Below are 24072 nucleotides of genomic sequence, written 5' to 3'. Positions count from 1 at the left end.
GCCCCCCAAGAACCGCCATTGCGTTTCGGCCCCCAAACCCCTTGCACCCCTGCCCTCACCCCGCCTAGCCTGCGCCGGGGATCAGCAAGGGGGGAACAGGGCAATGCGGACAAGTCTTGCAGGATTGGCGGTCGCGGCCTCACTAGCGCTCACCGTGCCCGCTGCGGCCTCCACGCTCATCACCGACGCCGAGGTCTATGATGGCACTGGCGCCCCTGCCACCAAGATTGCCGTCCGTATCGAGGGCGATCATATCCAGGCCATCGGCACGCTGAAGCCGCGCAAGGGCGAGACCGTCATCGCGGCAAAGGGCCTCGTCCTCGCCCCCGGCTTCATCGATGCGCACAGCCACCACGATGTCGGGGACTACAAGGATCGCAGCATGCCGCTGCTCCTCGCGCAGGGCGTCACCACCATCGTCGTCGGGCAGGACGGCGGCAGCCACGGCCCCTTCGCCGAACTCGCCGCGAAGTACGCCGCCCGCCCCGCCGCGATCAACGTCGCGGCCTATACCGGCCACGGCTGGCTGCGCGATTCCGCCATGGGTGCGGATTACAAGCGCGTCTCCACCCCGGCTGAACTCGCGAAGATGCAGGCGCTCCTCGCCGCCGACATGAAGGCAGGCTCACTCGGGCTTTCCAGCGGCCTCGAATACGATCCCGGCATCTATTCCGATCACGCCGAACTCGTCGATCTTGCCCGCACCGCGGCGGCGGGCGGCGGGCGCTACATCAGCCACATGCGCAGCGAGGATGTCGCCTTCGATGCCGCGCTCGATGAACTGCTCGATATCGGCGAGAAGGCGAAGCTGCCGGTGCAGATCTCGCACATCAAGCTCGGCATCGCTGACCGCTGGGGCGAGGCCAAGGCCGTGATCGCCAGGCTCGATGCCGCCCGCGCGCGCGGCATCGATGTCACCGCCGATATCTACCCATACGAATACTGGCACTCCACGCTGACGGTGAATTTCCCCAAACGCGATTTCACCGATCTCGCCGCCTCCCGCTTCGCGCTGGCGCACATGACTCCGCCCGAAGGCATGCTGCTTGATTACTACGCGCCCGAACCCGCGTTCGAGGGCCAGACCATCGCCCGGATCGCCGCCGCGCGGCAGGAGGAGCCCGCCGTCACCTACCTCTGGCTGATCAACCGCGCGCTCGATTGGGAGAAAGCGCACCCCGATGCCCGCGGCGGCGAATCCGTGATCGGCACCGCGATGGCCCCGGCAGACATCGCCGATTTCCTCGCCTGGAAGCACACTGTGGTCTGCTCGGACGGCATGATCGGCTCGCGCCACCCGCGCGGCGCGGGCGCCATGGCCAAGATCCTGCGCTACTATGTGCGCGAGCAGCATGTGCTGACCTTGCCCGAGGCCATCCACAAGATGACCGGGCAGACCGCCGCGCAGCTCGGCCTTGCCGGGCATGGCCTGATCAAGCCGGGCTACAAGGCCGATCTCGTGCTGTTCGATCCGGTGACGATCACCGATCACGCCAAGGTCGGCGATTCCGCCGCGCTCGCCACCGGCGTCTCGCGCGTGTTTGTCAGCGGCGCGCTTGTTTACGCCGATGGCAAGCCCACCGGCACCTGGCCTGGCCGCTTCCTCAAGCGCGGAGAACCTTGATGCACCGCCGCACGTTCCTTGCCGCTGGCGCTGCTGGGACCGCGCTCGCCGCCGCCCGTGCTGCTGCCGCTCCCATCCTCTCCGCCACCAATTTCGGCCTCACCCTTGCGCAGGCACAGCGCCGCAACGGCTGGATCGAAGTCGATGCCGCCGCGTTCGAGGCCAATATCGCCACGCTGCGCCAGATGGTCACGCCCTCGCGCATCTGCGCGGTGATGAAGGCAGACGCCTATGGCAACGGCATCGCGCTGCTCATTCCCTCGGTCATCAAGGCCGGGATCACCGATGTCGCGATCACCTCCAACGACGAAGCCCGCGTCGCCCGCCAGCTGGGCTATCGCGGCAGGCTCTACCGCATCCGGCTCGCCGCGCCTGAGGAAATGGAAGACGCCATGGGCACCGGCCTGGTCGAACTGATCGGCAATCCCGAAGCCGCTGCCCGGCTCGAGGCACAGTGGCTCAAGCGCCGCCCGCGCTTCCCCCGCCCCGTCCACCTCGCGCTCAACGCAGGCGGCATGTCGCGCAACGGGGTCGAGCTTTCGACCGACTACGGCAAGGCCGATGCCCGCGCGATGCTGGCGCTGAAGGGCCTGCGCATCGCCGGCGCGATGACGCACTACCCCAGCGAGGAGGCACCCGACATTCTCGGCCAGCTGGCGCGCTACAAGGCGGATCTCGCCTGGCTGCAGGGCGAAGGGCTCAAGATGGACGGCGTCACCCGCCACACCGCCAATACCTTCGCCACCCTCACGCAAGCTGAAACCCGGCTCGACATGGTCCGCGTCGGCGGCGCACTCTATGGCGATCCCGGCTCGGTCAAGACCAGCGCCTTCATCCCCGTCCCCACGATCAAGTCGCGCGTCGCGGCGGTGAACCACTACCCTGCCGGGCAGACGGTGGCCTACGACCGCACCTTCCGGCTGGAGCGCGAGAGCTGGCTGGCGAACGTGCCCATCGGCTATTCGGACGGCGTGCGCCGCGGCTTCAGCCATGCCAACCGCCCCGAATTTCCGGCCGAAAGCAAAAACCGCACCGAAGTCCTCATCCGCGGCCGCCGCGTGCCCGTTATCGGCCGTGTCACCATGAACACCCTGATGGTCGACGTCACCGATCACCGCGACGCGCGCCTCGATGACGAGGTCGTCCTGTTCGGTGCGCAGGGCGGGGACCGGATCACCCAGGCCGAATTCGAAGCCAACTCCAGCGCCTACGCACCCGAAATGCTCGCCGTGCTCGGCGCCGCGCTGCCCCACGTGCTGAAACCGCGCTGAAACCAAAAACCCGGCGATCCGTGGATGGATCGCCGGGCAGTGGTGCCAGCCCGGTGGAGAGCGGGCTGCAGGGGGAGCTCGAACTTAGCGCAGCAGCGAGAGCACGTTCTGCTGGCTCTGGTTGGCCTGCGCGATCATCGCGGTCGAAGCCTGGCTCAGGATCTGGGCCTTGGCCATCGCGGTCGTTTCAGCCGAGTAGTCGGTGTCCTGAATGCGCGAACGGGCGTCCGACAGGTTGGTGATGTTGTCGTTCAGGTTGTTGACGGCCGATTCCAGACGGTTCTGGCCGGCACCGAGCGTCGCACGGGTCGAGTTGACGTTGGCAAGCGCGGCATCGACGTTGTCGATCGTGGTCGAAGCCTTGGACGCGTCGGTGACGTCAAGCGCCTGCGTCGTCGAAGCGGCATCGTAGGCCGTGTCGGTGCCACCGAACAGCTTGGTGCCGTCGAAGGCCTTCGACACGATGTCAACGGTGTCGCCGGTGTTCGCACCGGTCTGGATCGAGAACTTGACGTCGTCCGAACCGTCAGCCGCCGGCGCAGCGCCGACGACGCCGAACACCGCGTTGCCGTTGAACTTGGTGTTGTTGAGCACGTCCGAGATCTGGGCATTGAGGTTGCCCACTTCCGACTGCATCGCGTCGCGGTCGGACTGCTGGTAGGTGCCCGACTTCGACTGCACGGCCAGTTCGCGGACGCGCTGCAGCATGTTGGTCACTTCGTTCAGCGCGCCTTCCGCGGTCTGCGCAAGGCTGATGCCGTCGTTGGCGTTACGCACGCCCTGGCTCATGCCCTTGATCTGCGAGGTCATCGTCGTTGCAATGGCGAGGCCTGCCGCGTCGTCCTTCGCGCCGTTGATACGCTTGCCGGTCGAGAGGCGTTCCATTGCCTGGCTCGCCATCTTCGCTGCGGAGTTTGAAGCATTGGCCGCCTTGATGGCGCCGATGTTGGTATTGATAACCGCCATGGTTTGTCTCCAGTGAGAGGGGTCGTTCCCCGGTTGACGCCGGTCGGGGATCGACGCGGCAGCCACGGCAAAGACCGGCAAAAGCCTGCCGGGTTTAAGGGGGGGGTCGGCAGCGATCTGCCGCATGCACGTATTAGCCCTTAGGGTGTACACGGAGCTTAAAGTTTCGGCACGCTTGACGTTTTCGCGCGAAAAACAGCCTGTCTCGATGGTTAAGACAGGGCAAAACATTATGAACACGGATCAGGCAGTGCGCACAATGGGAGGAAGCGCCGCCACCCCCGCCTCGCCGCATGCGGCCTTGCTCGCAAGGGCCCGCTCTGTTCTGGGTGGCTTCACCCCCGCCGGAACCTACACCTTGCGCGGCGCGGAAGAGCCGGCTGCGCCCGGCCTGTTTGATCGCACCGTGCTGCTGTCCCGCGCCGCCACCAATGCCATCGCCCGCAGCCATGGCGGTCGCCACGATCTGTCCTATGCCGACAGCGCCGATCCTGCCGTGCTCGCCGCACTGGTCGCCTGCGCCGCGCCTGCCGGCAGCCCTGTTGCCGCCGATCCCGAAACGCTTTCCGTCCTCGCGCTGGCCGAACGCCTCGCTGCGGCCGAAATCCCCGTCCTCATCAACGGCCCCACCGGCACCGGCAAGGAAGTCCTCTCCCGCTTCATCCACATGCGCTCGCCGCGCGCCGAGGCGCCGTTCATCGCGATCAACTGCGCTGCGATGCCCGAAACCATGCTCGAGGCCATGCTGTTCGGCCACCAGAAGGGCGCGTTCACCGGCGCCAATGCCGCATCCGAAGGCTTCTTCCGCGCGGCGCATGGCGGCACCCTGCTGCTCGACGAGATCGCCGAAATGCCGCTCGCGCTTCAGGCCAAACTGCTGCGCGTGCTGCAGGAAGGCGAAGTCATGCCGATCGGCGCCACCAAGCCGGTCAAGGTCGATGTCCGTGTCATCGCCTGCGCCAACCGCGACCTCCCCAGCGAAGTCGAGGAAGGCCGCTTCCGCGCCGACCTCTATTACCGCCTCAACGTCTTCCCGCTCGAACTCGCCGCGCTGCGCGATCGCCCGGCAGACATCGCCCCGCTCGCCTTCGCCATGGTGCTGCGCCACGTGCCGCAAGGCCGCGCCGTGCCGTGGATCGGCGAGGCCGCGCTCGCCATGCTCGAAGCCCACGCCTGGCCGGGCAATGTGCGCGAGCTTGAAAACGTGATGCGCCGCGCGCTGCTCCTCGCAGGCGATGCGCCCGAGATCGGCTTGCAGCATGTCGTGTTCGATCGTCCGGTGCGCGCCGCGGGCGAAACCGTCGCCGCCGATCCCGCTGTCAGCATGACGACAATCCCCGGCGGCAAGCTCTCCAACATCGTCCAGCTATCCGAAACCCGCGCCATCCTTGCCGCGCTCGACAGCTGCGGTGGCAGCCGCGTCGCCGCCGCGCGCAAGCTCGGCATTTCCGAACGCACCTTGCGCTACCGCCTCGCCGAATTCCGCGAGAACGGCATCGCCGTGGCCGGTAGCCGGCGATGAGCGGGATCGGGGGCATCGGAGGCGGCGCAGGCGGCCTCCAGCAGATCATGGCGCTGCGCCAGCAGATCATCGATCGCTCGCAGCTGCTCCAGCAGGTCCGCACGCCCGCTTCGGGCGCAGCCGAAGCCACGCCCGAAGCGCCTGCAGGCGGCTTCACCAGCGCGCTCAAGTCCGCGCTCGATAATGTGAACGCGGTGCAGGAAAACGCCTCGAAGCTGAGCGAAGGCTACGACAAGGGCGAGGTTACCGACATCGCCAAGGTCATGCTCGCCCGGCAGGAAGCCGGCGTCGCGTTCGAAGCCACGCTGCAGGTGCGCAACAAGCTGCTCACTGCCTACCAGGACATCATGAGGATGGAGGTCTGATAAATGGCTGATCCTGCTGCTCCTGCGCCCAGCCTTTCCATCTTCGCTCCGCTCACCGATGCCGCGGGCGGCAGCCTGCTCGCACGGACGGGCGCGTTCATCGCTCAGCCCCCGGTGCGCCGCGCGCTGCCGTGGTTCGCGGGCGTTTCTGCAGCGGGCCTCACAGCGCTGCTCTATCTCGCCATGGCCCCCGCCCCGCAGCGCATTCTCTACAGCGACCTCAGCGACAGCGAGCGCGCCGAAGTCGTCGCCGCGCTCGACAAGGCCTCGATCAGCTACACCATCGACAACGCCACCGGTGCCGTCACCGTGGGCGAGAACGATCTCTACAAGGCCCGCATGGTCGCTGCCTCCGATGGCGCACTCGCCACGCCGGAAACCGGCGCGGAGATGCTCGACAAGCTGCCGATGGGCGCCAGCCGCACGCTCGAGGGGACACGCCTCCTCGCCGCACGCGAGCGCGAACTCGAACTGACGATCATGCAAATCGACGGCGTCGAGGCCGTGCGGGTCCACCTCGCCGAGCCGGAAAAGTCCGTCTTCGTGCGCGAGAATGCCGCCCCTACCGCCTCGGTCATGGTCAAGCTCGCGCGCGGGCGGCAGCTGGCAGACAGCCAGGTCAGCGCCATCGTCAATCTCGTCGCCGGCTCGGTCCCGTCGCTTTCCGTCGATGCGGTCAAGGTGATCGACCAGCACGGCCGCCTGCTTTCCTCCGCGCGCCCCGGCGATACCGACCGGCTCGATCTGCAATCGCGCATGGAGGAAAAACTGCGCAGCCAGGTCTCCCAGCTGCTCACACCCATGCTTGGCGAGGGCAATTTCTCCAGCGAGATCCAGGTCGATCTCGATATGGACCAGCTCACCTCCGCGCGCGAAAGCTATGACAAGCAGGGCGTCGTCCGCAGCGAAACCCAGTCCGCCTCGCAAGGGACCGGCCCCGGCAGCGCCGTGGGTGTCCCCGGCGTCCTTTCCAACACCCCGCCGCCCCCCACCACCGCGCAGCCCGGCGCCCCCGGTGCCCAGCCCACCCCCGGTGCCCAGCCCACCCCCGGCGCCACGCCCAGCCCTGCCGCCACGCCGACCACCACCGGCGAAAGCTCCTCCGCGCGCACTTACGAACTCGGCCGCGAGGTCGCCGTCACCAACCAGACCCCCGGCAAGATCAAGCGGCTTTCCGTGGCTGTCGCGCTGTCCGGCGCGATCATGGCCAAGGCCAAGCCCGCCGAGATCGACCAGATCAAGCAGCTCGTCGCCGCCGCAGTCGGTGCCGATACCGCGCGCGGCGATCAGGTTGCAGTTGTCGTGCGCAATTTCAGCCCCGTCGCGGTCACCCCGCCCGCCTTCTGGGAAACCCCGTGGTTCGCGATGATCGTGCGCAATGCCGTCGCGCTGATTGCCGTGCTCCTCACCCTGCTCCTCGGCGTGCGTCCGCTGATCAAGGCGCTGAAGCGCGATCCGGCGCCCGCTGTCGCGGCGACCAATGAAGCCGCCTCGGCCGCAGAGGATGACGAAGCTCTCGAAGAAGGCGAGGATGGCGCCGAAGGCCCCGTCCGCCGCCGGCGCAAGAAGATCCAGCGCATCGAGCCGATCATCGATCCTGAAACCGGCGAGATCGATCCCGATGCGCTCAACCGCCAGGTCGGTGTTGCCCAGCGCATCGTCGTCGAACAGCCCGACAGCGCGCTCAACGCCCTGCGCCAGCTCCTCAACGAACCCGCGCCCGAGGGAACGGAATGACCACCGAGGCTCCACCGGAAATCAGCGGCCCCATCCGCGCCGCCGTCATGATGATGCTGCTCGACGACGACCACGCCGCCGCGCTTCTTTCGCAGCTCGAACCCGCCGAGCTGCGCCTGCTCGGCGCGAAGATGTGCGAGATCGGCGAGATCGATGCCGAAGCGATCACGCAGGCCCTGCAGGGCTTCGTCGACAACGCCGCGGCCGTCACCATCGGCGCCAATGACCGGGTCGTGCAGGTGCGCCATCTGATGACCCACGCGGTGGGCGATTTCAAGGCGGACAACCTCATGCAGCGCATCGCCCCCGATGCGCCGCGCCCCGGCTCCAGCCTCGAACTCGCGCGCTGGCTCACCCCGCATGCGCTGGTCCCGCTGGTGCAGGGCGAGCATCCGCAGGCGCTTGCCGTGCTGCTTGTCCAGCTCGATCCCGATGTCGCCGCAGGCGTGCTCCATGCCCTGCCCGATGCGCTCCAGCCGCAAGTCATCCAGCGCATCGCCACCTTGGGCCCCGTCGCGCCCGAAGCCATCGCCATGCTGGAAGACCTCCTCGCCCAGCGCATCACCGAATGCCACGGTAGCGCCGCGCTCACCATGGGCGGCCCGCGCGAGGCGGCCGATATCATCAACGCCTCGGTCCGCGCGGTCGAGAAGCGCGTCATGCCCGAGATCGCCAAGCAGGACAAACAACTCGCCAAGGCCATCGAGAACGAGATGTTCAAGTTCGAGCACCTCTTCGTGCTAGACTCCAAATCGATGGGCTCGCTTCTGCGCGAAGTCGATTCCGATACGCTCATCGCCGCGCTCAAGGGCATCGCGCCCGACGCCCGCGAATGCTTCTTCAGCGCCATGTCGAGCCGCGCGGCGGAAGGCGTGCGCGACGAGATCGAGTCGCGCGGCCGCATGAAGATGGCCGAAGTGGTAGAGGCGCAGAAGGCCGTGGTCACCGCCGCCCGCCGCCTCGCCGCGGAAGGCGTGATCGTGTTCGGCGCGGGCGACGACGACTATGTCTGAGCCCATCCGCGCGCTCTCGCTCGCCGAACTCGGAGGCGGCAGCACCGGCTTCACCCGCCGCGATAAATGGGGACAGTCCCCATTTATCGATCCAGCACCCGAAGTCCCCCCCGCCGAGCCGGAGGAAGCCCCCGAGACTCGCGCCTTTGCCGCCGGCTACGCACAGGGCGCCGCCGATGCCGAAGCCGCCTTCTCCGAAGCCATCGCCGCCCAGGACGCCGCCCGCACCAAACTCGAACTTGCCTTCGGACGCCTCGACGCCGACCTCACCCGCGAACTCGAAGCGCGCCTTCGCGATACTGTCCTCGCGCTCTGCGCCCCGCTGCTCGCCGAATACGCCGCCGATCCGGAAGCCCTCGCCGCCCGCGTCCGCATCGCCGCCGCCATGCTCGCCCGCGCAGGCGACGAACGCGTGATCCGCCTCCACCCCGAAGACCTCGCACTTCTCGCTGCCCGTCTCCCTGAAGACTGGCACTTCGAACCCGACCCCGCCCTCGAACGCGGCGCCCTGCGCATCGAAGGCACCGCCGGCGGCGTCGAGGATGGCCCCGGCACATGGCAACGCGCCCTCAGCGATGCACTCTCGGCATGCTGAACACCGCGATCCCCCTCCTCGCCCGCTGCGAGGATGCCCAACCCGATTTCGCCCCGCGCCGCTATGGCCTCGTCACCGCCTGCGATGGCGGCCTGCTTGAAGTCAGCGGCCTTTCGCTCCCCATCGGCGCGCAGTGCCGCATCGCCCATGGCTCAGGCTCATTGCTCGCCGAAACCATCGGCTTTCGCGCCGGGCGCATGCTGATGATGCTGCTCGGCGATACCGTGCTCCTCCGCCCCGGCGCGCGCGTCCGCCCCGAAGGCAAGCCCGGCATGCTCCCCGTCGGCGAGGCTTTCCTTGGCCGCGCGGTCGATGGCGAGGGCCTCCCCATCGATGGCGGCCCGCCCATCGCCGCCCGCGCTGAATGGCCTTCGGGCGGCATTCGCGGCAGCGCGCTCGACCGCGCCCCCGTGCGCGAACCCTTCGACGTCGGCGTGCGCGCGCTCAACGCGCTCACCACCTTCGGCGTCGGCCAGCGCATCGGCGTGATGGCGGGCTCGGGCGTCGGCAAGTCGGTGCTGCTCGACATGATCGCCCACGGCACCGAAGCCGAAATCGTCATTGTCGGCCTGATCGGCGAACGCGCGCGCGAAGTCTCCGATTTCGTCGAGAAGCACATGTCCGGGCCCCGCCGCGCGCGCTCCGTGGTGGTCGCCGTCCCCGCCGATCACGCCCCCAACTTGCGCATTCGCGGCGCGATGCTCGCCACCTCCATGGCCGAATACTTCCGCGCCGCCGGGCATCAGGTCCTGCTGATCATGGACAGCCTCACCCGCGTCGCCCACGCCGGGCGCGAGATCGCGCTCCTGCTCGGCGAACCCGGCGCGGCACGCGGCTATCCGCCCTCCGCGCTCGCCACGATCACCAAGCTGGTCGAACGCGCGGGCAATTCGGCGGCCAGCGGCGGCTCGGTCACCGGGCTCTACACCGTGCTGGCCGACGGCGACAATCAGGACGACCCCGTCGTCGATACCGCCCGCGCCATCCTTGATGGCCATATCGTGCTCAGCCGCGATCTCGCCCAGCGCGGCCAATATCCCGCGATCGACATCGCCGCGAGCCTCAGCCGCGTGATGAACGATATCGTCGATCCGCTCCACCAGGCCGACGCCCGCGCCTTCCGCGCGCTCATCGCCAATTACGAAGCCAACCGCGATCTCGTCCTCATGGGCGCCTACCGCGCCGGCGCCGATCCGCAGCTCGACCGCGCCATCGCCATGCACGGCGCGCTCACGCAGTTCCTCAGCCAGCCCCAGCGCGAAGTCGTGCCGATGGACCGCAGCATTGCTGAACTCGCCGCGCTGATGGCTGCATGAGCACGGACAAGACCAAGCTCAAGCGCCTGCGCCGCCTCGAGCGCCTGCGCGGAATCGCCCGCCAGACCGCGCTCGCCGAAGCCGCCCGCGCCGAGCAGACCCTTGCACAGGTCGCCAATCTCGAAGCCCGCACTGCCGCCCTCATCGAAGCCTATCGCCTGCGCCGGGATGCCCACACCGGAGCGGACCTGCGCCAGACCCGGCAGTTCGTTTCCGGCCTTACCCGCATCGCCGACCAGACCGCCGCCGATCTCGTCCGCGCGCGCCAGGCCGCCGATGCCCGAGCCGCCGAAGCTGCCGAGGCCGAACGCCGCCGCGCCGCAGTGGACGAGCGGATCGAGGCCGCGCAGCAGCGCATCGCCCGCAAAGCCGCAGAAAATACGCATCCGGCAAAACCATCGAGCCCGCTTGGCACGCCTCTTGAATAGCAGCCGTTAACCACACCTGCCCGCCAAGGACCGCTGCCTGCCATGACCGCGCCTGCCCCCGCCCTGCTCCCCCGCACCGCCGCGCCCGATCGGACGCGCGATGCCGCGCCTGCACCGGCGGCGAATGGCCCGCGCGCATCCGATACCCCCGGATTTGCGGCCCATCTCGCGCGGGAAGCCCCCAGCGCGGACGAGGCTCCGCGTGATCCGCAAACCCCGCAAGCCGCGCCCTCGGCCAAACCTGATGCCGCACCTGTCGCCACCGATGCGCCAGAAGCCGCTGCCGATACCGGCAAGACCTTGCCGCCCCACCGGCAAAAGTCTGCCGCAACGCCTGCCGCCCTTCTCGCGCTGGCCATCGCGCAGGCCGTGAATGACGCCGGCAGCGAGCACGATGAAACTGCCGCACCTGCCGTGACCCCCGCCGATGGGGAGCCCGAGGCGGCCATCGCGCTGGTTGCGCTATCCCTGCCCAGCGGCGCCACGTTGCCCTTGCCTGCGCCCACCGCCACCACCGCGCGGACCGGGGCGCCCAGCTCTCCCACACCCGCTCCCACGACAGGGCCCGCCACGCCGCGCGCGCCCGAAGCCGCTGCGCCCGCCGTGCAGACCGCGCACCCCGCCGCTTTCGCCGTCGCCGCGCTCGTACTCGAACGCGAGGCGGCAGCCGAACCCGCGGCGCCGACCGCCACGCCCGAGGCAGTCGCGCCCGATACCGCCACGCAGACCGCCGCCCGCGCGCAGCCTTCCACGCTCGCCGCGCTGACCGGCACGCCCACCGCTGATCGTGCCGCCCCGCGCAAGCTCCGCGTCGAGGCTGATCGCACGCTCTCCGCCGCGAACGGCGCCGCGCTGCCGGTTCCCGAAACAGCCGGTGCGCTCGGGCAGGCCCAGCAGTCCCTCGCCCCCGCGACCACGCCAGCCGCAACAGCCTCCGCTGCGCCTGCACCGCAGCCGATCAGCTTCGATCAGCTCGTCGATTCCATCGCCCGCGCGCGCGATGGGCTGGAACCCGCCGGCCCGGTTTCCGTCGCCATGCATCACGCGGAATTCGGCCGCATCTCGCTGCGCATCGAAGGCGATGCCGCCGGCCTTTCGGTCGCGATGGCGAGCCCCGATCCGACCTTCGCCCCTGCCGTCGCTGCGGCACACGCCGCCGCGACCTCGGAACCCGCACGCATGGCCCCTGCTCCCGAAACGCCAGGCCAAAGCTCCGCGCAAGCCCAAAGTCAGGGCCAGAGCCAGCCCGGCACCGGCCAGCAGCGCCACGGCGCCGCCGCACCCGCTTCCCAGCCCGCCGCCAACCCGGCCCGCCCGTCCGCGCCCGCTGACGAGCGCCGCGGCGGCATCTTCGCCTGACCCCATTTTCGAGACCCGTAAGGACCCCCGATGAGCGACAAGAAGGACAAGGACGCCAAGCCCAAGAAGAAGGGCGGCGGCATGCTGCTCAAGATCGGCGCGGCGGCCGCGCTGCTCGGCGTCGGTGGCGGCGGGGCCTATGGCCTTGTTGCTGCCGGGATCATCGGCGGCGGCGCGCACGGCGAAGGCCATGAGGACAAGAACCCCAAGCTCATCAGGAAGGGCGAGGAGGACCCTTACGCTCCCGCCCCCAAGGAAGGCGGCCACGGCGAGGAAGGCGGCGGCGGTCATGAAGTCGATGGCGAGGGCGGCAGCGAATACCGCACGGCCTATTTCAGCTTCTCGGAAGACTTCACCTCGAATCTCAAGGATTCGGACCTGCTGGTGCAGGTCAGCCTCGCCTGCTCCACCCACCGCGATTACCGCGTGATCATGTGGCTGCAGAAGCACGAGCTTGCCATTCGCTCCGCCTTGCTCACCGCCATCGCCGATACGCCGGGTGAGGAAGTTCAGTCCGCCGAGGGCAAGACCCGCCTGCAGAAGCGCCTCGTTGCCACGATCAACAAGGTGCTCACCGATTCCGAAGGCTTTGGCGGGGTGGATGCCGTCTATTTCAAGACCTTCATCGTCCAGTAAGCCACCCGATGAAGCCCGAGCGCTCCCTCATCGCCCAAAGGCCGCTCGCCCGCCACAGCGCGGCGCTGCTCCGCCCGGCCCCCGCCGCGGCCGAGCTGCTGCCTGTACTCGCGCGCGCGGGCGAGCAACTGGCGCGCAAGCTGCGCCTCGCGCTGGCACCAGTCCACGGCGGCGAGGCGGCGATGGTCGAGTGCGGTGCGCCGGAAGAATTGACTGCGGCGAAGTTCGCACCGCCCGGCCTCGTCTCGATCAGCCTCCTCTCGGCCAATGCCGATGCCCAGCCGCTGCTGGCCTGCGTCGAGGGCGAGACTGTGCTGCGTCTGCTGGACCGCGCCTTCGGCGGCCCGGGCGAAGCACCCTCCCCGCTCCCGCGTGAACTGCCGCTGTCCGCCGAACTCATGGTCCAGCGCATCGAAATGCTGGTCGGCCCGCCGCTTGCCGCCGCGCTTGGCCTCGATGGCCCGATCCGCGCGCTGCGCCGCGCCGCCTCGATGGCCGAACTGGCCGCTCTGACCGAAAACACCCAGCTCGCCGCGCTCAGCTTCACGATCCGCGAAGGCGCGCGGCCGGCATGGACCCTGCGGCTCGGCTTTCCTCTGGCCGCGCTCGCCGAACTTGTCGGCGCCGCGCGCCCCGCGCCCAAACCGGTCCGCGCAGCAACGCCCGCCGATCCGCGCACGCCCCCCTTCGCCGACATGCCGCTTCGCGTGCGCGCCGTGCTCGTCGATGTGCCGCTTCCGCTCGCCACGCTTTCGGCGCTCGAAGTCGGGCAAGTCCTCGCCGTCCCCGTCGCGCGCAGCGTGCCCTTGCGCATCGGCGAAGCGCTCGTCGGCCACGGCAGCGTCGGCGCGGTGGATGATCGCGTCGCCCTTCAACTCACCCAGCTCGCCTGATCCGGCGGCCCATCCCAGGATGCCAACATGACTTTCCAGACCCGCGGCCTCGAATTCCTCAAGGATGTCGACGTGCGCCTCACTGTCGAACTTGGCCGCACCGAAATGAAGCTCAAGGACGTGCTCTCGCTCACCGAGGAAAGCGTCGTCATACTCGACCGGCTGACCGACGAGCTGCTCGACGTCATGGTCAACGGCAAGCTCATCGCGCGCGGCGAAGTCGTGGCGCAGGGCGAGCGCTTCGGCCTGCGCATCGTCGAGCTCGTCGGGCAGGAAGGGCAGGGCTGATGCTCTGGTACCTGCTCAAGCTCGCCGTCGTCCTGCCGCTGATCGCAGGCCTTGCCTGGGCCAGCCTCAGGTTCGCGAAGCGGATGGAAAAGCGCTTCAGCCCCACTGGCGGTGTAAAGTCGGTGAAGATCATCGAAACGCAGTGGCTCGGCCCCGGCCAGCGTATCGCGGTGCTCGAATTCCGCGGCCGCGAGATCCTCGTCTCGGCCACCAGGCAGGGCCTCGTCCGCCTCGCCGAAGTGCCCGCCCGCGTTGGTGCCGAGGACTGATCCGGTGAAGCTCAAACCCCTCCTCGCCATTGCCGGATTCCTGGCGCTGGCCATCGCGCTGCCCGCCCACGCCGCCGATCTCGCCCCCGCCGCCGCCCCCACCGGTACCGCCATCCCCGGCGCGCTCGACCGCGCCTTCGGCCAGATCGCCGGTGCGCAGTCGAACGGCTCGCTCTCGCTCTCGCTCCAGCTGCTCCTCATCATGGGGCTGCTCACCATCCTCCCCAGCCTCGTGCTGATGATGACGAGCTTCACCCGCATTCTCGTCGTCCTCGCGATCCTGCGGCAGGCACTCGGGCTCCAGCAGTCGCCGCCCAATCAGGTGCTGATCGGCCTCTCGCTGTTCCTCTCGCTGTTCATCATGGCCCCCACGCTCGACAAGGTGAACGCCAACGCGATTGCGCCCTATTCCGCCGGCACGATCAATGCCGAGCAGGCCATCGCGTCTGCCGGCACCGAATTCCATGCCTTCATGATCCGCCAGACGCGCGAGCATGATCTCCAGATGTTCGCCACGATGGCCAAAGCCCCCAAGTTCGCCCGCACGGCGGACGTCCCCTTCTCGATACTCCTTCCCGCCTTCGTGACGAGCGAACTCAAGACCGCGTTCCAGATCGGCTTCATGCTGTTCCTGCCGTTCCTGGTGATCGATCTCGTCGTCTCCTCGGTGCTGATGAGCCTCGGCATGATGATGATGTCCCCCACGATAGTCTCGCTGCCGTTCAAGCTGCTGCTCTTCGTCCTCGTCGATGGCTGGGCGCTCCTGATGGGCAGTCTTGCCGCGAGTTTCGGCTGATGAACGATACCTCCGCCCTCCTCGCGCTGGCTGATCGCATGCTCTGGGTCACCGCGCTGGTCGCCGCGCCGGTCCTGCTCGCCAGCCTTGCCGTCGGCCTTGTCGTCGGCGTGGTGCAGGCCGCCACCTCGATCAACGAGCAGACGCTCACCTTCGTCCCCAAGCTCGCCGCCATCGCGCTCGTGCTGGTGCTGCTGGGCGGCGCGATGATGGGTCTGATCGGCGATTTCCTCGTCGAAATCTTCGCCCAGATCGCACAGACGGGGAAATGAGGACCGCGCCATGATCGCCCTCCACTTCGGCTTCGGCGCGCTGGAGGCCGAGTTCTGGCGCATGCTTTTCGTCATGACGCGCATCGGCGCCGCGCTGCTTGCCGCCCCACTGTTCGGCGCGAATTCCGTACCCATGCAGCTGCGCGTCAGCCTCGCGGGCGCGGTCGCCATCATGATCTGCGCCTGGACCCCGGTCGCCGCTCCCCCTGCGCTGTTCACGCTTTCGGGCCTGCTCATCACCGCGCAGGAGATCCTCATCGGCCTGTCGCTCGGGTTCGTCCTGCAATGGAGCTTCGCGGCCCCGCTCATGGCTGCCGAGGTCATCGGCGGCTCGATGGGCATGAGCATCGCCGCCACCGCCGATCCCGTCAGCGGCGCGCATTCGCCGGTGATGGGACAGTATTTCTCGGTGCTGCTCACGGTGCTGTTCCTCGGCCTCGGCGCGCACCTCACCTGGTTCGCGCTGATCGTCGAAAGCTACAGCGCCTTCCCGCCCGGCGCCGCGTGGTTCACGCCCGATCGCATGATGCTGGTCGCCGGGTTCGGCACGCAGATGTTCACCGCCGCCATCGCCATCGCGCTCCCCGTCACGCTGCTCCTGCTGCTCGTGCAAGTGATGACCGGCGTGATCAGCCGCTCCGCCCCCAGCCTCAATCTCTTCGCGCTCGGCCTCCCCGCGGGCGTCCTTGCCGGGATCGCCGCACTGATCCTCACCGCGCCCTTGCTCACCGACAAGCTCAGCGACATCTCGCTCGCCGCCGTGTCGCAGGCCGCCCAGCTCGTAAGGCCCGCAAGTGGCTGAGGAAACTCCGGGCGAAAAGACCTTCGCCCCCACCGAAAAGCGCCGCAAGGACGCCGCGAAGAACGGCGATGTCCTGCGCCCGCGCGAACTCGGCATTGCGATCAGTGTGCTCGGCGGCGCGGCATGGCTGCAGTTCGCCGGCCCCTGGCTGCTCGACAGCCTCGGCCGCACCGCGCGCACCGGCCTGACGTGGGACCGCGCCAGCCTCGACCGCTTCGATGCCGCCCCCCTCATCTACGCCGCACTGCTCACCGCGCTGCCGCCCGTGCTCACTCTCGGCGGCCTGCTCATGGCCGCTGCGCTGATCTCCCAGCTCGGCCTCGGCGAGGGCCGCTGGGTCGGCGACAACCTCGCACCCAAGGCTTCGCGCCTCAATCCGCTCTCCGGCCTCAAGCGCATGTTCGGCCCGCAAGGCTGGATCGAGCTCGCCAAGGGCCTCGCCAAGCTGCTGCTTCTCGGCACCATTGCATACGTCTGGGTCAAGGGGCGCCTCGCCGAAATCGTCGGCCTTGGCGGCGGAGAACTGCGCGGCCAGCTTGCCTACAGCTGGGACGCACTGCTCGCGCTGCTCTATGCACTCGGCGGCGGGCTCGTCGTCATCGCGCTCGCCGATTACCCCGTGCAGTACTTGCGCCGCATGATGCGCCTCAGGATGTCGCTGCAGGACCTCAAGGACGAGAACAAGGAAAGCGAAGGCTCGCCGGAACGCAAGGCCGCGATCCGCCAGCGCCAGCGCCAGATCGCCATGGGCGGCCTCGCCTCCGCCATGAAGGAAGCCCAGTTCGTCATCACCAACCCGACGCACTATTCCGTCGCGCTCGCCTACGATCCGGAAGAGGCCCCCGCCCCCGTGGTGCTTGCCAAGGGCCGTGGCGAAAAGGCGCTCGCAATGCGCGAAATGGCCGCCGAAATGGCCGTCCCCACGCTCTCCTCCCCCGCGCTCGCCCGCTCGGTCTACTTCACCACGCGCGAGAACCAGATGATCCGCGAGGAGCTCTATGCCGCCGTCGCCGCCGTGCTCGCCTTCGTTCTGGCGCTGAAGCGCGGCGATACCCCGCCGCAGCCGCAAGTCGATGTCCCGCTCGAACTGCGTTTCGACGCCGAAGGTCGGCCCGAGGCAGCGTGATTCCGATCGCTCCGCCTTCCCCCGTTCGTCCCGAGCGAAGTCGAGGGACAAAAGTCGAGAACTGGTACAGCCGCCCCTAAACCCCGCTGAGAATCCGCCGTTCTGGAAAGCATGGCCAGCACCTCCGCCACCTCTTCGACTTCGGCCACCGCCAATCTGGTGTCGACGCTTGGCGCGGGCAGCGGCATCAACATGTCGCAGCTGGCGGAACAGCTCGCCGCCGCACAATTTGCCGCGCGGCTCGATCAGATCACCGCGAAGTCTGACAGGATCACCAGCCAGATCTCCTCGGCCTCCACGCTCAGGAGCATGATCTCCAGCCTCGCCTCCTCGCTCGGTGACCGCGTGCGCACCGGCGATCTTGCCGCCACGCCGCAGATCACGAACGCCAGCATCGCGCAAGTCAGCAAGGGCGCCGCTACCGGTCGCGGCACCAGCACCCTCGAAGTCACCTCGCTGGCCAAGGCACAGACACTGGTCTCCCCCGCGCTCGCCAGCGAGACCACACCGGTCGGCGCGGGCACGCTCACGCTGCGCTTCGGCACCGTCGTGGGCAACACCTTCACGGCAGATGCATCGCGCGCGCAGGTCGATATCACCATTGCCGCCGGCGCCACGCTCGATGACGTCGCCAGTGCGATCAACGCCAGAGGCACCGGCGTCACCGCCTATGTTGCCCCCGGCGCCAGCGGCCCGCAGCTCGTGCTGAAGGGCGAGGATGGCGCCGCCAACGGCTTCAAGCTGGAAGCCACCGAAGATCCCGCAAACCCAGGGCTTGCAGCACTGGCGTGGGATCCGGCAACCAACCTCACCCGGCTCAAGACGCCCGCCACCGATGCGGCCTATATCCTCGATGGCGTTGCGCGCACCTCGAAGACCAACACCATCACCGATGCCGCGCCCGGCCTCTCGCTCAAGCTCACCGGCACCAATCCCGGCGCCCCCACCACGATCAGCTACAGCGATCCGGGCGCCGCCATCACCAGCGCGATGCAGGACCTCACCTCCGCGCTCAACGAGATGGTCTCCGAACTCAACAAGGATACCAACCCCACCACCGGCGCGCTCAGCAACGATCCCGGCGCGCGCGCGTTGCGCCGCCAGCTGACCACGCTGGCCAGCGCGCAGGTTATGCCCGCCAACACCACCGGCGCCCCCACCACGCTGGCCGACCTCGGCCTCAGGACCAATCGCGACGGCACGTTCACGCTCGATGCCGAGCGGCTCGCCGCCACGGTGAAGCGCGATCCGATCGGCACCGGCGCCATGTTCACCACCGGGCTCTTCGGCGTCTACGCCACCTTCGACAAAATGGCCCGCAGCGTCTCGTCGAGCAGCGACCCATCCTCGCTCGGCGGAACGATCGCCCGGCTCACCAAGCTGCAGACCACGCTCGGCACGCAGAGGACCACGATGGAGACCAAGCAAGAAGACTTGCGCCAGCGTCTCGTCTCGCGCTTCGCCAAGCTCGATACGAACATCAGCGGCTCGAAATCGACGCTGTCGTTCCTGCAGGCCCAGATTGATGCATGGAACGGGAAGAACAACTGATGCTGCTGCGCCGCGATCCCGGAGAAACCTACCGCCGCGTCGATTTCGATGCGCGCGTCAAGGGCGCCAGCTCGCTGCAGCTGGTCGCGCTCTGCCTCGAACAGGCCGCAGGCTCGCTTGGCCGCGCGATCTATGCGCAGGAGCATGGCGACAACGCCGCCAAGAGCGCCGCGCTCACCCGTGCCGTCGCCGCGATCACCGCGCTCGAACTCGGCGTCGATTCCACCAACCCCGTCGGCGCCCCGCTGCTCCAGCTCTATCAGGCCGCGCGCCGCAGCATCCTCGACAACGCCCTGCGCTTCGATGCGCCCCAGCTGGAAACGATCCGCACCGATCTGCTGGACATCCGCGAGGCGATGCTGGGCACCGCGAACTGAGCTCCGCACCCTCAAACTCGCAACCTGCGAACTTTGGATCGGTATAGCAGGGACAATGACCCAAGTTTATCTCTGGTCAGGACTGGATTTGCGCGCGAGGGCTGAGTTAGCTAGGCGCGCAACCTGATAGGACTTTATGAATGGCGTGGACCGCAGCTTTGGCATCCGTTCCTTGGGCAAAGGTTCTGGAGCAGGCTCCAAAGCTTGCAAGGAGCGCATCAAGCCTGGTTCGGTCCATCAGGGGGCCACAGAACGCAAAGGCTCTCGTCACGACAGCAAACGGTGACGGCGATGACGTTGCTAGACTTGCCCGGATCGAAACCGATATTCTCAAGAATGGGGAGAACATCTCCCAGATCGCCGGTCTGATCGAAGAACTGACGGCGTCGCATACCGCAGCTGCCCAGCGCGTGGCCATTCACCAGAAGTGGTTGATTTCGCTTACCGCACTTTTAGGAGTGTCCGTAGCGCTCAACATTCTGGCACTGATCAGAGCAGCCTGACATCGGCCCATCTTGCTGCAGGCCAGCAGTCCGAATGCTGCGAACTGACCTCAGTCCGCGATCTTCAGCGCAATCTCGTCGAACAGCTTCTGCGCCATCAGCACCGCTGTCGGCGCATTGGCCGCCGTGCCATCGGCGCCCACTTCCAGCGCCAGCGCGGGGTTGGCGGTGAACACCGGGCCGCCCACCATCACGCCGATCATCTGGTTGCGCGATTCCCGGCGGATCAGCCGGATCGTCTCCTCCAGCGCGGGGAGCGAGCGCTCAGAGCCGACTGTAAGCCCTGCCACGGCATACCACTGCGCGCTGGCTGCCTTGGCGATTTCGGCGGCGCTGCGGTCGAACGCGGATGTCACGTCCCAGCCCGCGCCTTCCAGAAAGCGCCGCACCATGCTCGCGCCGAACGAGTGCTGGTCCCCCGGCGTCATCGCCATCAGCACCTGCCGCCGATTGTCGAGACCGGGCAGCATGTGCGATCCGTTGAACGTCGCCAGCAGCTTCTGCAGCCGCGCCACGCCCAAGGTCACGTCGATGAAATCGCATTCATCCTTGTCCCACAGCTGGCCCAGATAGCGCGCGGCAGGTTCGAGCAGTTCGACGAACAGCGTTTCCAGCGAAAGCCCGCGGTCGCGCAGCACCAGCACGTAGGAAACCGCCGCTTCAAGGTCGCTCCCCAGCACGATATGCGCCAGGCCCGAGATATCCGCACTGCTCGGCGCCAGTGCTTCGACTACCAGTTCGACCGGCGGGGCATCGGGCAGGATATCGCTATGGAGCCGCAGCAGCTGCGGAATGATCCGCTCCGCCACCACCTCGGCCAGCCGCGCCTGGCGCACGGCCACATCATCCCGGCGATAGACTTCGGGTGAGACGAAATGCGTCTCCAACCTCTCCAGCCCTCTCCGGTCAACCACCGGCATCGCAACCCTTGCCGCCCGTCCCATGGCGAAAATCTCCCAACGCTCGCAAATGTTTACGAGTCGTTAGCGCAAAAACACCACATCGGACCCACCCTGTCGAGCGCTGTTTCCCGGAATATCCGCTGCCCTTTATGCCGCCGCGCCGCAGGCCGCGGATTTCTGCGGCCGGAGGGAGCGGGCGCCGCGCGGTGGCAATGAAAAATAATGCGCCAGCCCTCGCCGGACGGGCCCGAGGCCCCATCCTGCGGGGTCTGGACCGGCGCGCCTCAGCCCGGCGGCAGACTGCGCATGGCGCCGCCGCCCGCGCCCCTCGCGCTCGTCTCGATCCGCGATCGCCCTTTGGCCTTCGCCAGAAACAGCGCCAGCTCGGCCTGCCTGACCGTGTTGTCCGCCGATAGCGCGATCCCCGCGATCCCCACGCTGGTTGAAACCGCACAAGTCCCGCCCAGCGTCGCCCGCCCCGCTTCGGCAAAGGTGTCCACGATCGGCATGCAGGCCGCCGCCGCCTCTTCCGGCAGCAGCCCCGGCATGATCACGCCAAAGCGCTCGCCCCCCACGCGCGAGATGATGTCGTCGCTGCGCGTCATCGCCCGCAGCAGCCCGGCGAAGGCCACCAGCAGGTCGTCCCCCGCATTCTGCCCAAAGCGCATGTTCAGCCGCATGAAGTGATCGATATCGAACAACGCCAGCGCCGCCCGATGCGGCCGCGCCACCAGATGGTCGAGCATCGCGACAAACGCGATCCGGTTGGTCAGCCGCGTCAGCGGATCGGTATACTCCGCCGCAAACAGCCGCTCCTCCAGCGACTTGCGCCTCGCAATGCAGCGCATCACCACCAGCGCGCCGTCGATCTGCCCGCTCTGATCGGGCATCGGCCGCACCTGAAACTCGAACCACGGCCCCTGGCGCCCCTCGTGCGCGGTGCGGATCTCCAGCCAGTCCTCGCTGCCCTCGCCCGCCAGCGCATGAGAGAGCTCCTCCTCGATCAGCGCGCGCCAGGCGGGGTGGACAAGGTCGCGCACATGCGGCCCGATCAGCATCGCCCCCGGCGCCAGCCCCAGCGCCTCCAGCGCCGGCGAGGCCGCGAGCACAAAGCCCCGCCCATCGGTCTTGAGGATGATATCGGTCGAGCGGTTGGCCAGCAGGCCATAGGCCGCCAACCGCTCTCTCGTCGTGAATTCCGCCCGCATGCACCCTTGCCCCGTCAGGACCGCCCCCCGGCCGCGCCGCCAAGCACCCCTTGACCCGCCCGGACGAAACGATCGCCACACGCCATGAACCGCCCCTTGCCGAGCGGGCGACCAAAGTTAGGCAAGTTAGCTAACAGGACTAATTTTTGGCCGCTATTTCAAAGGGATAATAGCGAATCACCACGATGAAAAGTGGTTAATTCGGGGTGAAGCGATTCTCCGGCGGCCGTGTTGTTTCTAGAGCCTGTCCTGATGAGGTGGAGGCATCGGCACGGAGCCGATTTTGGCCCAGCGCGAGGCGAGAGGAGGGAGCTATGCTGGCCCATAGTGACCGACGATCAACGCTGCGATGGGCCAAAAGCGGCCCGCCCCTTCGGGGTCGCGTCAGGAAGCCCCTCGGACAGCGTCGCGCCGCTGGCACGGGCTACCAGCCCGCACTGCGCGGCGCTCCTTGCCGAGAAGCTTCCTGACGCGATGACGATGCCTCCACCTCATCAGGACAGGCTCTAAAGCTCGATCGAGACCTTCACCCGCCCCGGATCGACGCCGAACGCCTCCGCCACCACCCGGCGCGCCTGGTCCAGCGCCTCGGCCAGCGCGTGGCCATCGCGCCCGGTGAGGAGTTCCTCCTCCTCCACCCCCAGCAGCTTGGCGAGCGCGGCGATCCGTTCGGGAGTCGGCCGCGATTTGCCCTGCTCCCACGCCCAGACCGTCGGCTTGCTCACGTTCACCAGCGCCGCCAGCGCGTCGAGCGTCAGCCCCTGCTCCTTGCGCAGCCGCGCGATCCGCACCGGCAGGGTATCCGCCGCTTCGCCCGGAGGCGCACGGCTGATCACCCGCGAATAGAGCTCCAGCGTATCGAGCGCGCTCGCCGGCAGCGGCATCTCGAACCGGCAGCCATAGAAGCTCTCGCTCATCCACACGACATGGGCCATGGCCTGGCCCACGTCCGGCAGGACCAGCTCGATCCGCTCCTCCTCCGCCAGCGCGACCCCGCTTTCGATCAGCAGCCCGGTGGTCGACACATTGTGGATGAGCACCCGCGCCGACTGGCCAGAGGCCGTCGCCCCCTCCGCCTCCAGCCGCAACTGCCGCCGCACCGCGCGCGGGCGAAGCGGATCGATCGGAAGGTCTGCAAAATGGGCAGGAATCGGCATGACAGGGGGCACTCTCCTCATGCCCCAGATCGCTGCCAAAGCCGTTAAGATCGCGTTACCACCGCCCCGCGATGCGATGTCCCGCGCAACATTTGGGGTTTACCGGATGGGTGCTGAGATGCCCCACAACACCGACCTCGCGCGTGCTTCTGGGCGCGCCTTCAGGAGGCGGGAAGGAAGGCAGAACAGCAGGGGCCATCGCCCCTGCACCCAGGAGGTTTGATGGGCGTGGGGCGATGACGGGTTGCGACCAGACCCGGCCGTTGAGATTGGCCAACGCGAACGTCATCTCGAGACAATAGCAGTCATTCGGGTCGCAACAGTCCGTAGGGCGGGACGCGCCGATACAGCGGACGCTCTCTCGGCGATTGGGAGCGCCTGAAAGCTGCCGCAAGTTCATCAAGTTTTACTGGGCCACTTTATGTGACAACGGCGATCCTTCGAAGAGGTTCGCTAGCTTGCCGGATTGTCCACAGCGACTCATGTTTTGTGGCATGATCAACTGCATTGGCCACGAATGCGCCCCCATGCTGAAACGCCAAGTGAAAACAGATATGAAATTGGTTAACGATCGATCAGTGGAAAGGGCATACAAGTGAATTGGCTACCCAAATTCCGGCTCTTCAAGGCAGTGTCGAATAGTCATCCGATGAAAAAGCCCGGTTCTGTGCTCGACATTCCCGGCTCGATGGTGACGATGCCTGGAGCGGTTGATCCCAATCGCCACATTCGAGAATATCTGCGCTACTACCTTAGCCTTACGAGTCCGCCAGGCTACGCGGTGATGATCCGCGGACCTTGGGGTATCGGCAAGACGTTCCTGATACGTCAAATCCTCACCCAGCTCTTCGATGACGAGAAAGCATATATCTACGTCAGCCTCTACGGCGTTGATGCCCCCTCTGAAATTGACACGGCTATCTTTGCCGCGACCCATCCGATCCTGGGGTCGAAGGCTGCTAAAGTTGTTGGACGGGCGCTGAACGCAGGCCTGAAATTCAAGGGGATTGAAAACCCGATTGAGAACACCGGGAATAAAAGGGGCCACGGATCGGCCGGTAGCACCGGATTAAAAATGGGCCAGTCCTGCTAGACC

The 24072-nt window shown here is 67.6% G+C and carries 26 protein-coding genes; 22 read left to right on the top strand and 4 right to left on the bottom strand.

What is annotated here, in order from left to right:
- Positions 1-103: 103 nt before the first annotated feature.
- Together K5Q19_RS05930 and alr are read left to right on the top strand one after the other, a co-directional pair.
- Entirely contained in the window at positions 104-1624 is a 1521-nt protein-coding gene (locus K5Q19_RS05930; RefSeq protein ID WP_292942145.1) for an amidohydrolase family protein, read from the top strand.
- Positions 1624-2895 carry an alanine racemase gene (gene alr / locus K5Q19_RS05925; protein ID WP_292942143.1) on the top strand — a complete coding sequence of 424 codons (1272 nt, stop codon included), beginning with the start codon at positions 1624-1626 and terminating at the stop codon, positions 2893-2895. The genes K5Q19_RS05930 and alr overlap by 1 nt, the downstream gene beginning before the upstream one ends.
- 84 nt (positions 2896-2979) lie before the next feature.
- On the opposite strand, the gene K5Q19_RS05920 is transcribed toward alr, so the two are convergent.
- Complete coding sequence (locus tag K5Q19_RS05920; RefSeq protein ID WP_292942141.1) at positions 2980-3861, bottom strand: flagellin; 882 nt, start codon at positions 3859-3861, stop codon at positions 2980-2982.
- A 232-nt stretch (positions 3862-4093) separates the two neighbouring features.
- Here K5Q19_RS05920 and K5Q19_RS05915 point away from each other — a divergent pair, with 232 nt between their 5' ends.
- The 19 genes from K5Q19_RS05915 (at position 4094) to K5Q19_RS05825 (ending at position 19709) form a co-directional block, all read left to right on the top strand.
- A complete protein-coding gene (locus K5Q19_RS05915) occupies positions 4094-5383 on the top strand; it encodes a sigma 54-interacting transcriptional regulator (protein WP_292942140.1) in 1290 nt (429 codons plus the stop codon).
- Positions 5380-5748, top strand: a complete 369-nt coding sequence (gene fliE, locus K5Q19_RS05910) for a flagellar hook-basal body complex protein FliE (RefSeq protein WP_292942138.1) — start codon at positions 5380-5382, stop codon at positions 5746-5748. Before K5Q19_RS05915 ends, fliE begins: the two co-directional genes overlap by 4 nt.
- Positions 5749-5751: 3 nt before the next feature.
- Entirely contained in the window at positions 5752-7485 is a 1734-nt protein-coding gene (gene fliF / locus K5Q19_RS05905; protein ID WP_292942136.1) for a flagellar basal-body MS-ring/collar protein FliF, read from the top strand.
- Complete coding sequence (locus tag K5Q19_RS05900) at positions 7482-8498, top strand: flagellar motor switch protein FliG (RefSeq protein WP_292942134.1); 1017 nt, start codon at positions 7482-7484, stop codon at positions 8496-8498. The genes fliF and K5Q19_RS05900 overlap by 4 nt, the downstream gene beginning before the upstream one ends.
- Positions 8491-9093, top strand: a complete 603-nt coding sequence (locus K5Q19_RS05895; RefSeq protein WP_292942132.1) for a FliH/SctL family protein — start codon at positions 8491-8493, stop codon at positions 9091-9093. The genes K5Q19_RS05900 and K5Q19_RS05895 overlap by 8 nt, the downstream gene beginning before the upstream one ends.
- Positions 9087-10409 (top strand): FliI/YscN family ATPase, encoded by a 1323-nt coding sequence (locus K5Q19_RS05890; protein ID WP_292942246.1) that lies wholly within the window; start codon positions 9087-9089, stop codon positions 10407-10409. Before K5Q19_RS05895 ends, K5Q19_RS05890 begins: the two co-directional genes overlap by 7 nt.
- Positions 10406-10837, top strand: a complete 432-nt coding sequence (locus tag K5Q19_RS05885) for a hypothetical protein (protein ID WP_292942130.1) — start codon at positions 10406-10408, stop codon at positions 10835-10837. Before K5Q19_RS05890 ends, K5Q19_RS05885 begins: the two co-directional genes overlap by 4 nt.
- Before the next feature lie 42 nt (positions 10838-10879).
- Complete coding sequence (locus K5Q19_RS05880) at positions 10880-12196, top strand: hypothetical protein (RefSeq protein ID WP_292942128.1); 1317 nt, start codon at positions 10880-10882, stop codon at positions 12194-12196.
- Between the two features lie 30 nt (positions 12197-12226).
- Entirely contained in the window at positions 12227-12832 is a 606-nt protein-coding gene (locus tag K5Q19_RS05875) for a flagellar basal body-associated FliL family protein (RefSeq protein ID WP_292942126.1), read from the top strand.
- A gap of 8 nt (positions 12833-12840) precedes the next feature.
- Positions 12841-13725 (top strand): FliM/FliN family flagellar motor switch protein, encoded by an 885-nt coding sequence (locus K5Q19_RS05870; RefSeq protein WP_292942124.1) that lies wholly within the window; start codon positions 12841-12843, stop codon positions 13723-13725.
- 27 nt (positions 13726-13752) lie between these two features.
- A complete protein-coding gene (gene fliN, locus K5Q19_RS05865; RefSeq protein ID WP_292942122.1) occupies positions 13753-14013 on the top strand; it encodes a flagellar motor switch protein FliN in 261 nt (86 codons plus the stop codon).
- Positions 14013-14282, top strand: a complete 270-nt coding sequence (locus tag K5Q19_RS05860; protein WP_292942120.1) for a flagellar biosynthetic protein FliO — start codon at positions 14013-14015, stop codon at positions 14280-14282. The genes fliN and K5Q19_RS05860 overlap by 1 nt, the downstream gene beginning before the upstream one ends.
- A 58-nt stretch (positions 14283-14340) precedes the next feature.
- On the top strand, positions 14341-15078 hold the full coding sequence (fliP, locus tag K5Q19_RS05855; RefSeq protein WP_292942244.1) for a flagellar type III secretion system pore protein FliP: 738 nt from the start codon (positions 14341-14343) through the stop codon (positions 15076-15078).
- On the top strand, positions 15078-15350 hold the full coding sequence (gene fliQ, locus K5Q19_RS05850; protein ID WP_292942118.1) for a flagellar biosynthesis protein FliQ: 273 nt from the start codon (positions 15078-15080) through the stop codon (positions 15348-15350). Before fliP ends, fliQ begins: the two co-directional genes overlap by 1 nt.
- Positions 15351-15360: 10 nt before the next feature.
- A complete protein-coding gene (gene fliR / locus K5Q19_RS05845) occupies positions 15361-16152 on the top strand; it encodes a flagellar biosynthetic protein FliR (protein WP_292942116.1) in 792 nt (263 codons plus the stop codon).
- Positions 16145-17278, top strand: coding sequence for a flagellar type III secretion system protein FlhB (locus K5Q19_RS05840; protein ID WP_292942114.1), 1134 nt, complete (start codon positions 16145-16147; stop codon positions 17276-17278). Before fliR ends, K5Q19_RS05840 begins: the two co-directional genes overlap by 8 nt.
- 111 nt (positions 17279-17389) lie before the next feature.
- Positions 17390-18829 (top strand): flagellar filament capping protein FliD, encoded by a 1440-nt coding sequence (gene fliD / locus K5Q19_RS05835; RefSeq protein ID WP_292942112.1) that lies wholly within the window; start codon positions 17390-17392, stop codon positions 18827-18829.
- Positions 18808-19206: a flagellar protein FliS gene (locus tag K5Q19_RS05830; RefSeq protein ID WP_292942110.1), complete on the top strand. Its 399-nt coding sequence runs from the start codon at positions 18808-18810 to the stop codon at positions 19204-19206. The genes fliD and K5Q19_RS05830 overlap by 22 nt, the downstream gene beginning before the upstream one ends.
- Before the next feature lie 140 nt (positions 19207-19346).
- On the top strand, positions 19347-19709 hold the full coding sequence (locus K5Q19_RS05825; RefSeq protein WP_292942109.1) for a hypothetical protein: 363 nt from the start codon (positions 19347-19349) through the stop codon (positions 19707-19709).
- Positions 19710-19759: 50 nt separating this feature from the next.
- Here K5Q19_RS05825 and K5Q19_RS05820 read toward each other — a convergent pair whose 3' ends face one another.
- The 3 genes from K5Q19_RS05820 to K5Q19_RS05810 form a co-directional block, all read right to left on the bottom strand.
- On the bottom strand, positions 19760-20653 hold the full coding sequence (locus K5Q19_RS05820) for a cobalamin B12-binding domain-containing protein (RefSeq protein ID WP_292942108.1): 894 nt from the start codon (positions 20651-20653) through the stop codon (positions 19760-19762).
- A gap of 242 nt (positions 20654-20895) precedes the next feature.
- Positions 20896-21819: a sensor domain-containing diguanylate cyclase gene (locus K5Q19_RS05815; protein WP_292942106.1), complete on the bottom strand. Its 924-nt coding sequence runs from the start codon at positions 21817-21819 to the stop codon at positions 20896-20898.
- 506 nt (positions 21820-22325) lie between these two features.
- Entirely contained in the window at positions 22326-22976 is a 651-nt protein-coding gene (locus K5Q19_RS05810) for a helix-turn-helix transcriptional regulator (protein ID WP_292942105.1), read from the bottom strand.
- Positions 22977-23625: 649 nt separating this feature from the next.
- Between K5Q19_RS05810 and K5Q19_RS05805 the strand changes: the two genes are divergently transcribed.
- On the top strand, positions 23626-24069 hold the full coding sequence (locus tag K5Q19_RS05805) for a P-loop NTPase fold protein (RefSeq protein ID WP_292942104.1): 444 nt from the start codon (positions 23626-23628) through the stop codon (positions 24067-24069).
- Positions 24070-24072: the final 3 nt, after the last annotated feature.

The sequence above is a fragment of the Novosphingobium sp. genome, from assembly GCF_019748365.1.
In the GTDB taxonomy this organism is placed as follows: domain Bacteria; phylum Pseudomonadota; class Alphaproteobacteria; order Sphingomonadales; family Sphingomonadaceae; genus Novosphingobium.
Note: the sequence above shows the minus strand (reverse complement) of the source record. Positions and strands in the feature narration are given on the sequence as shown.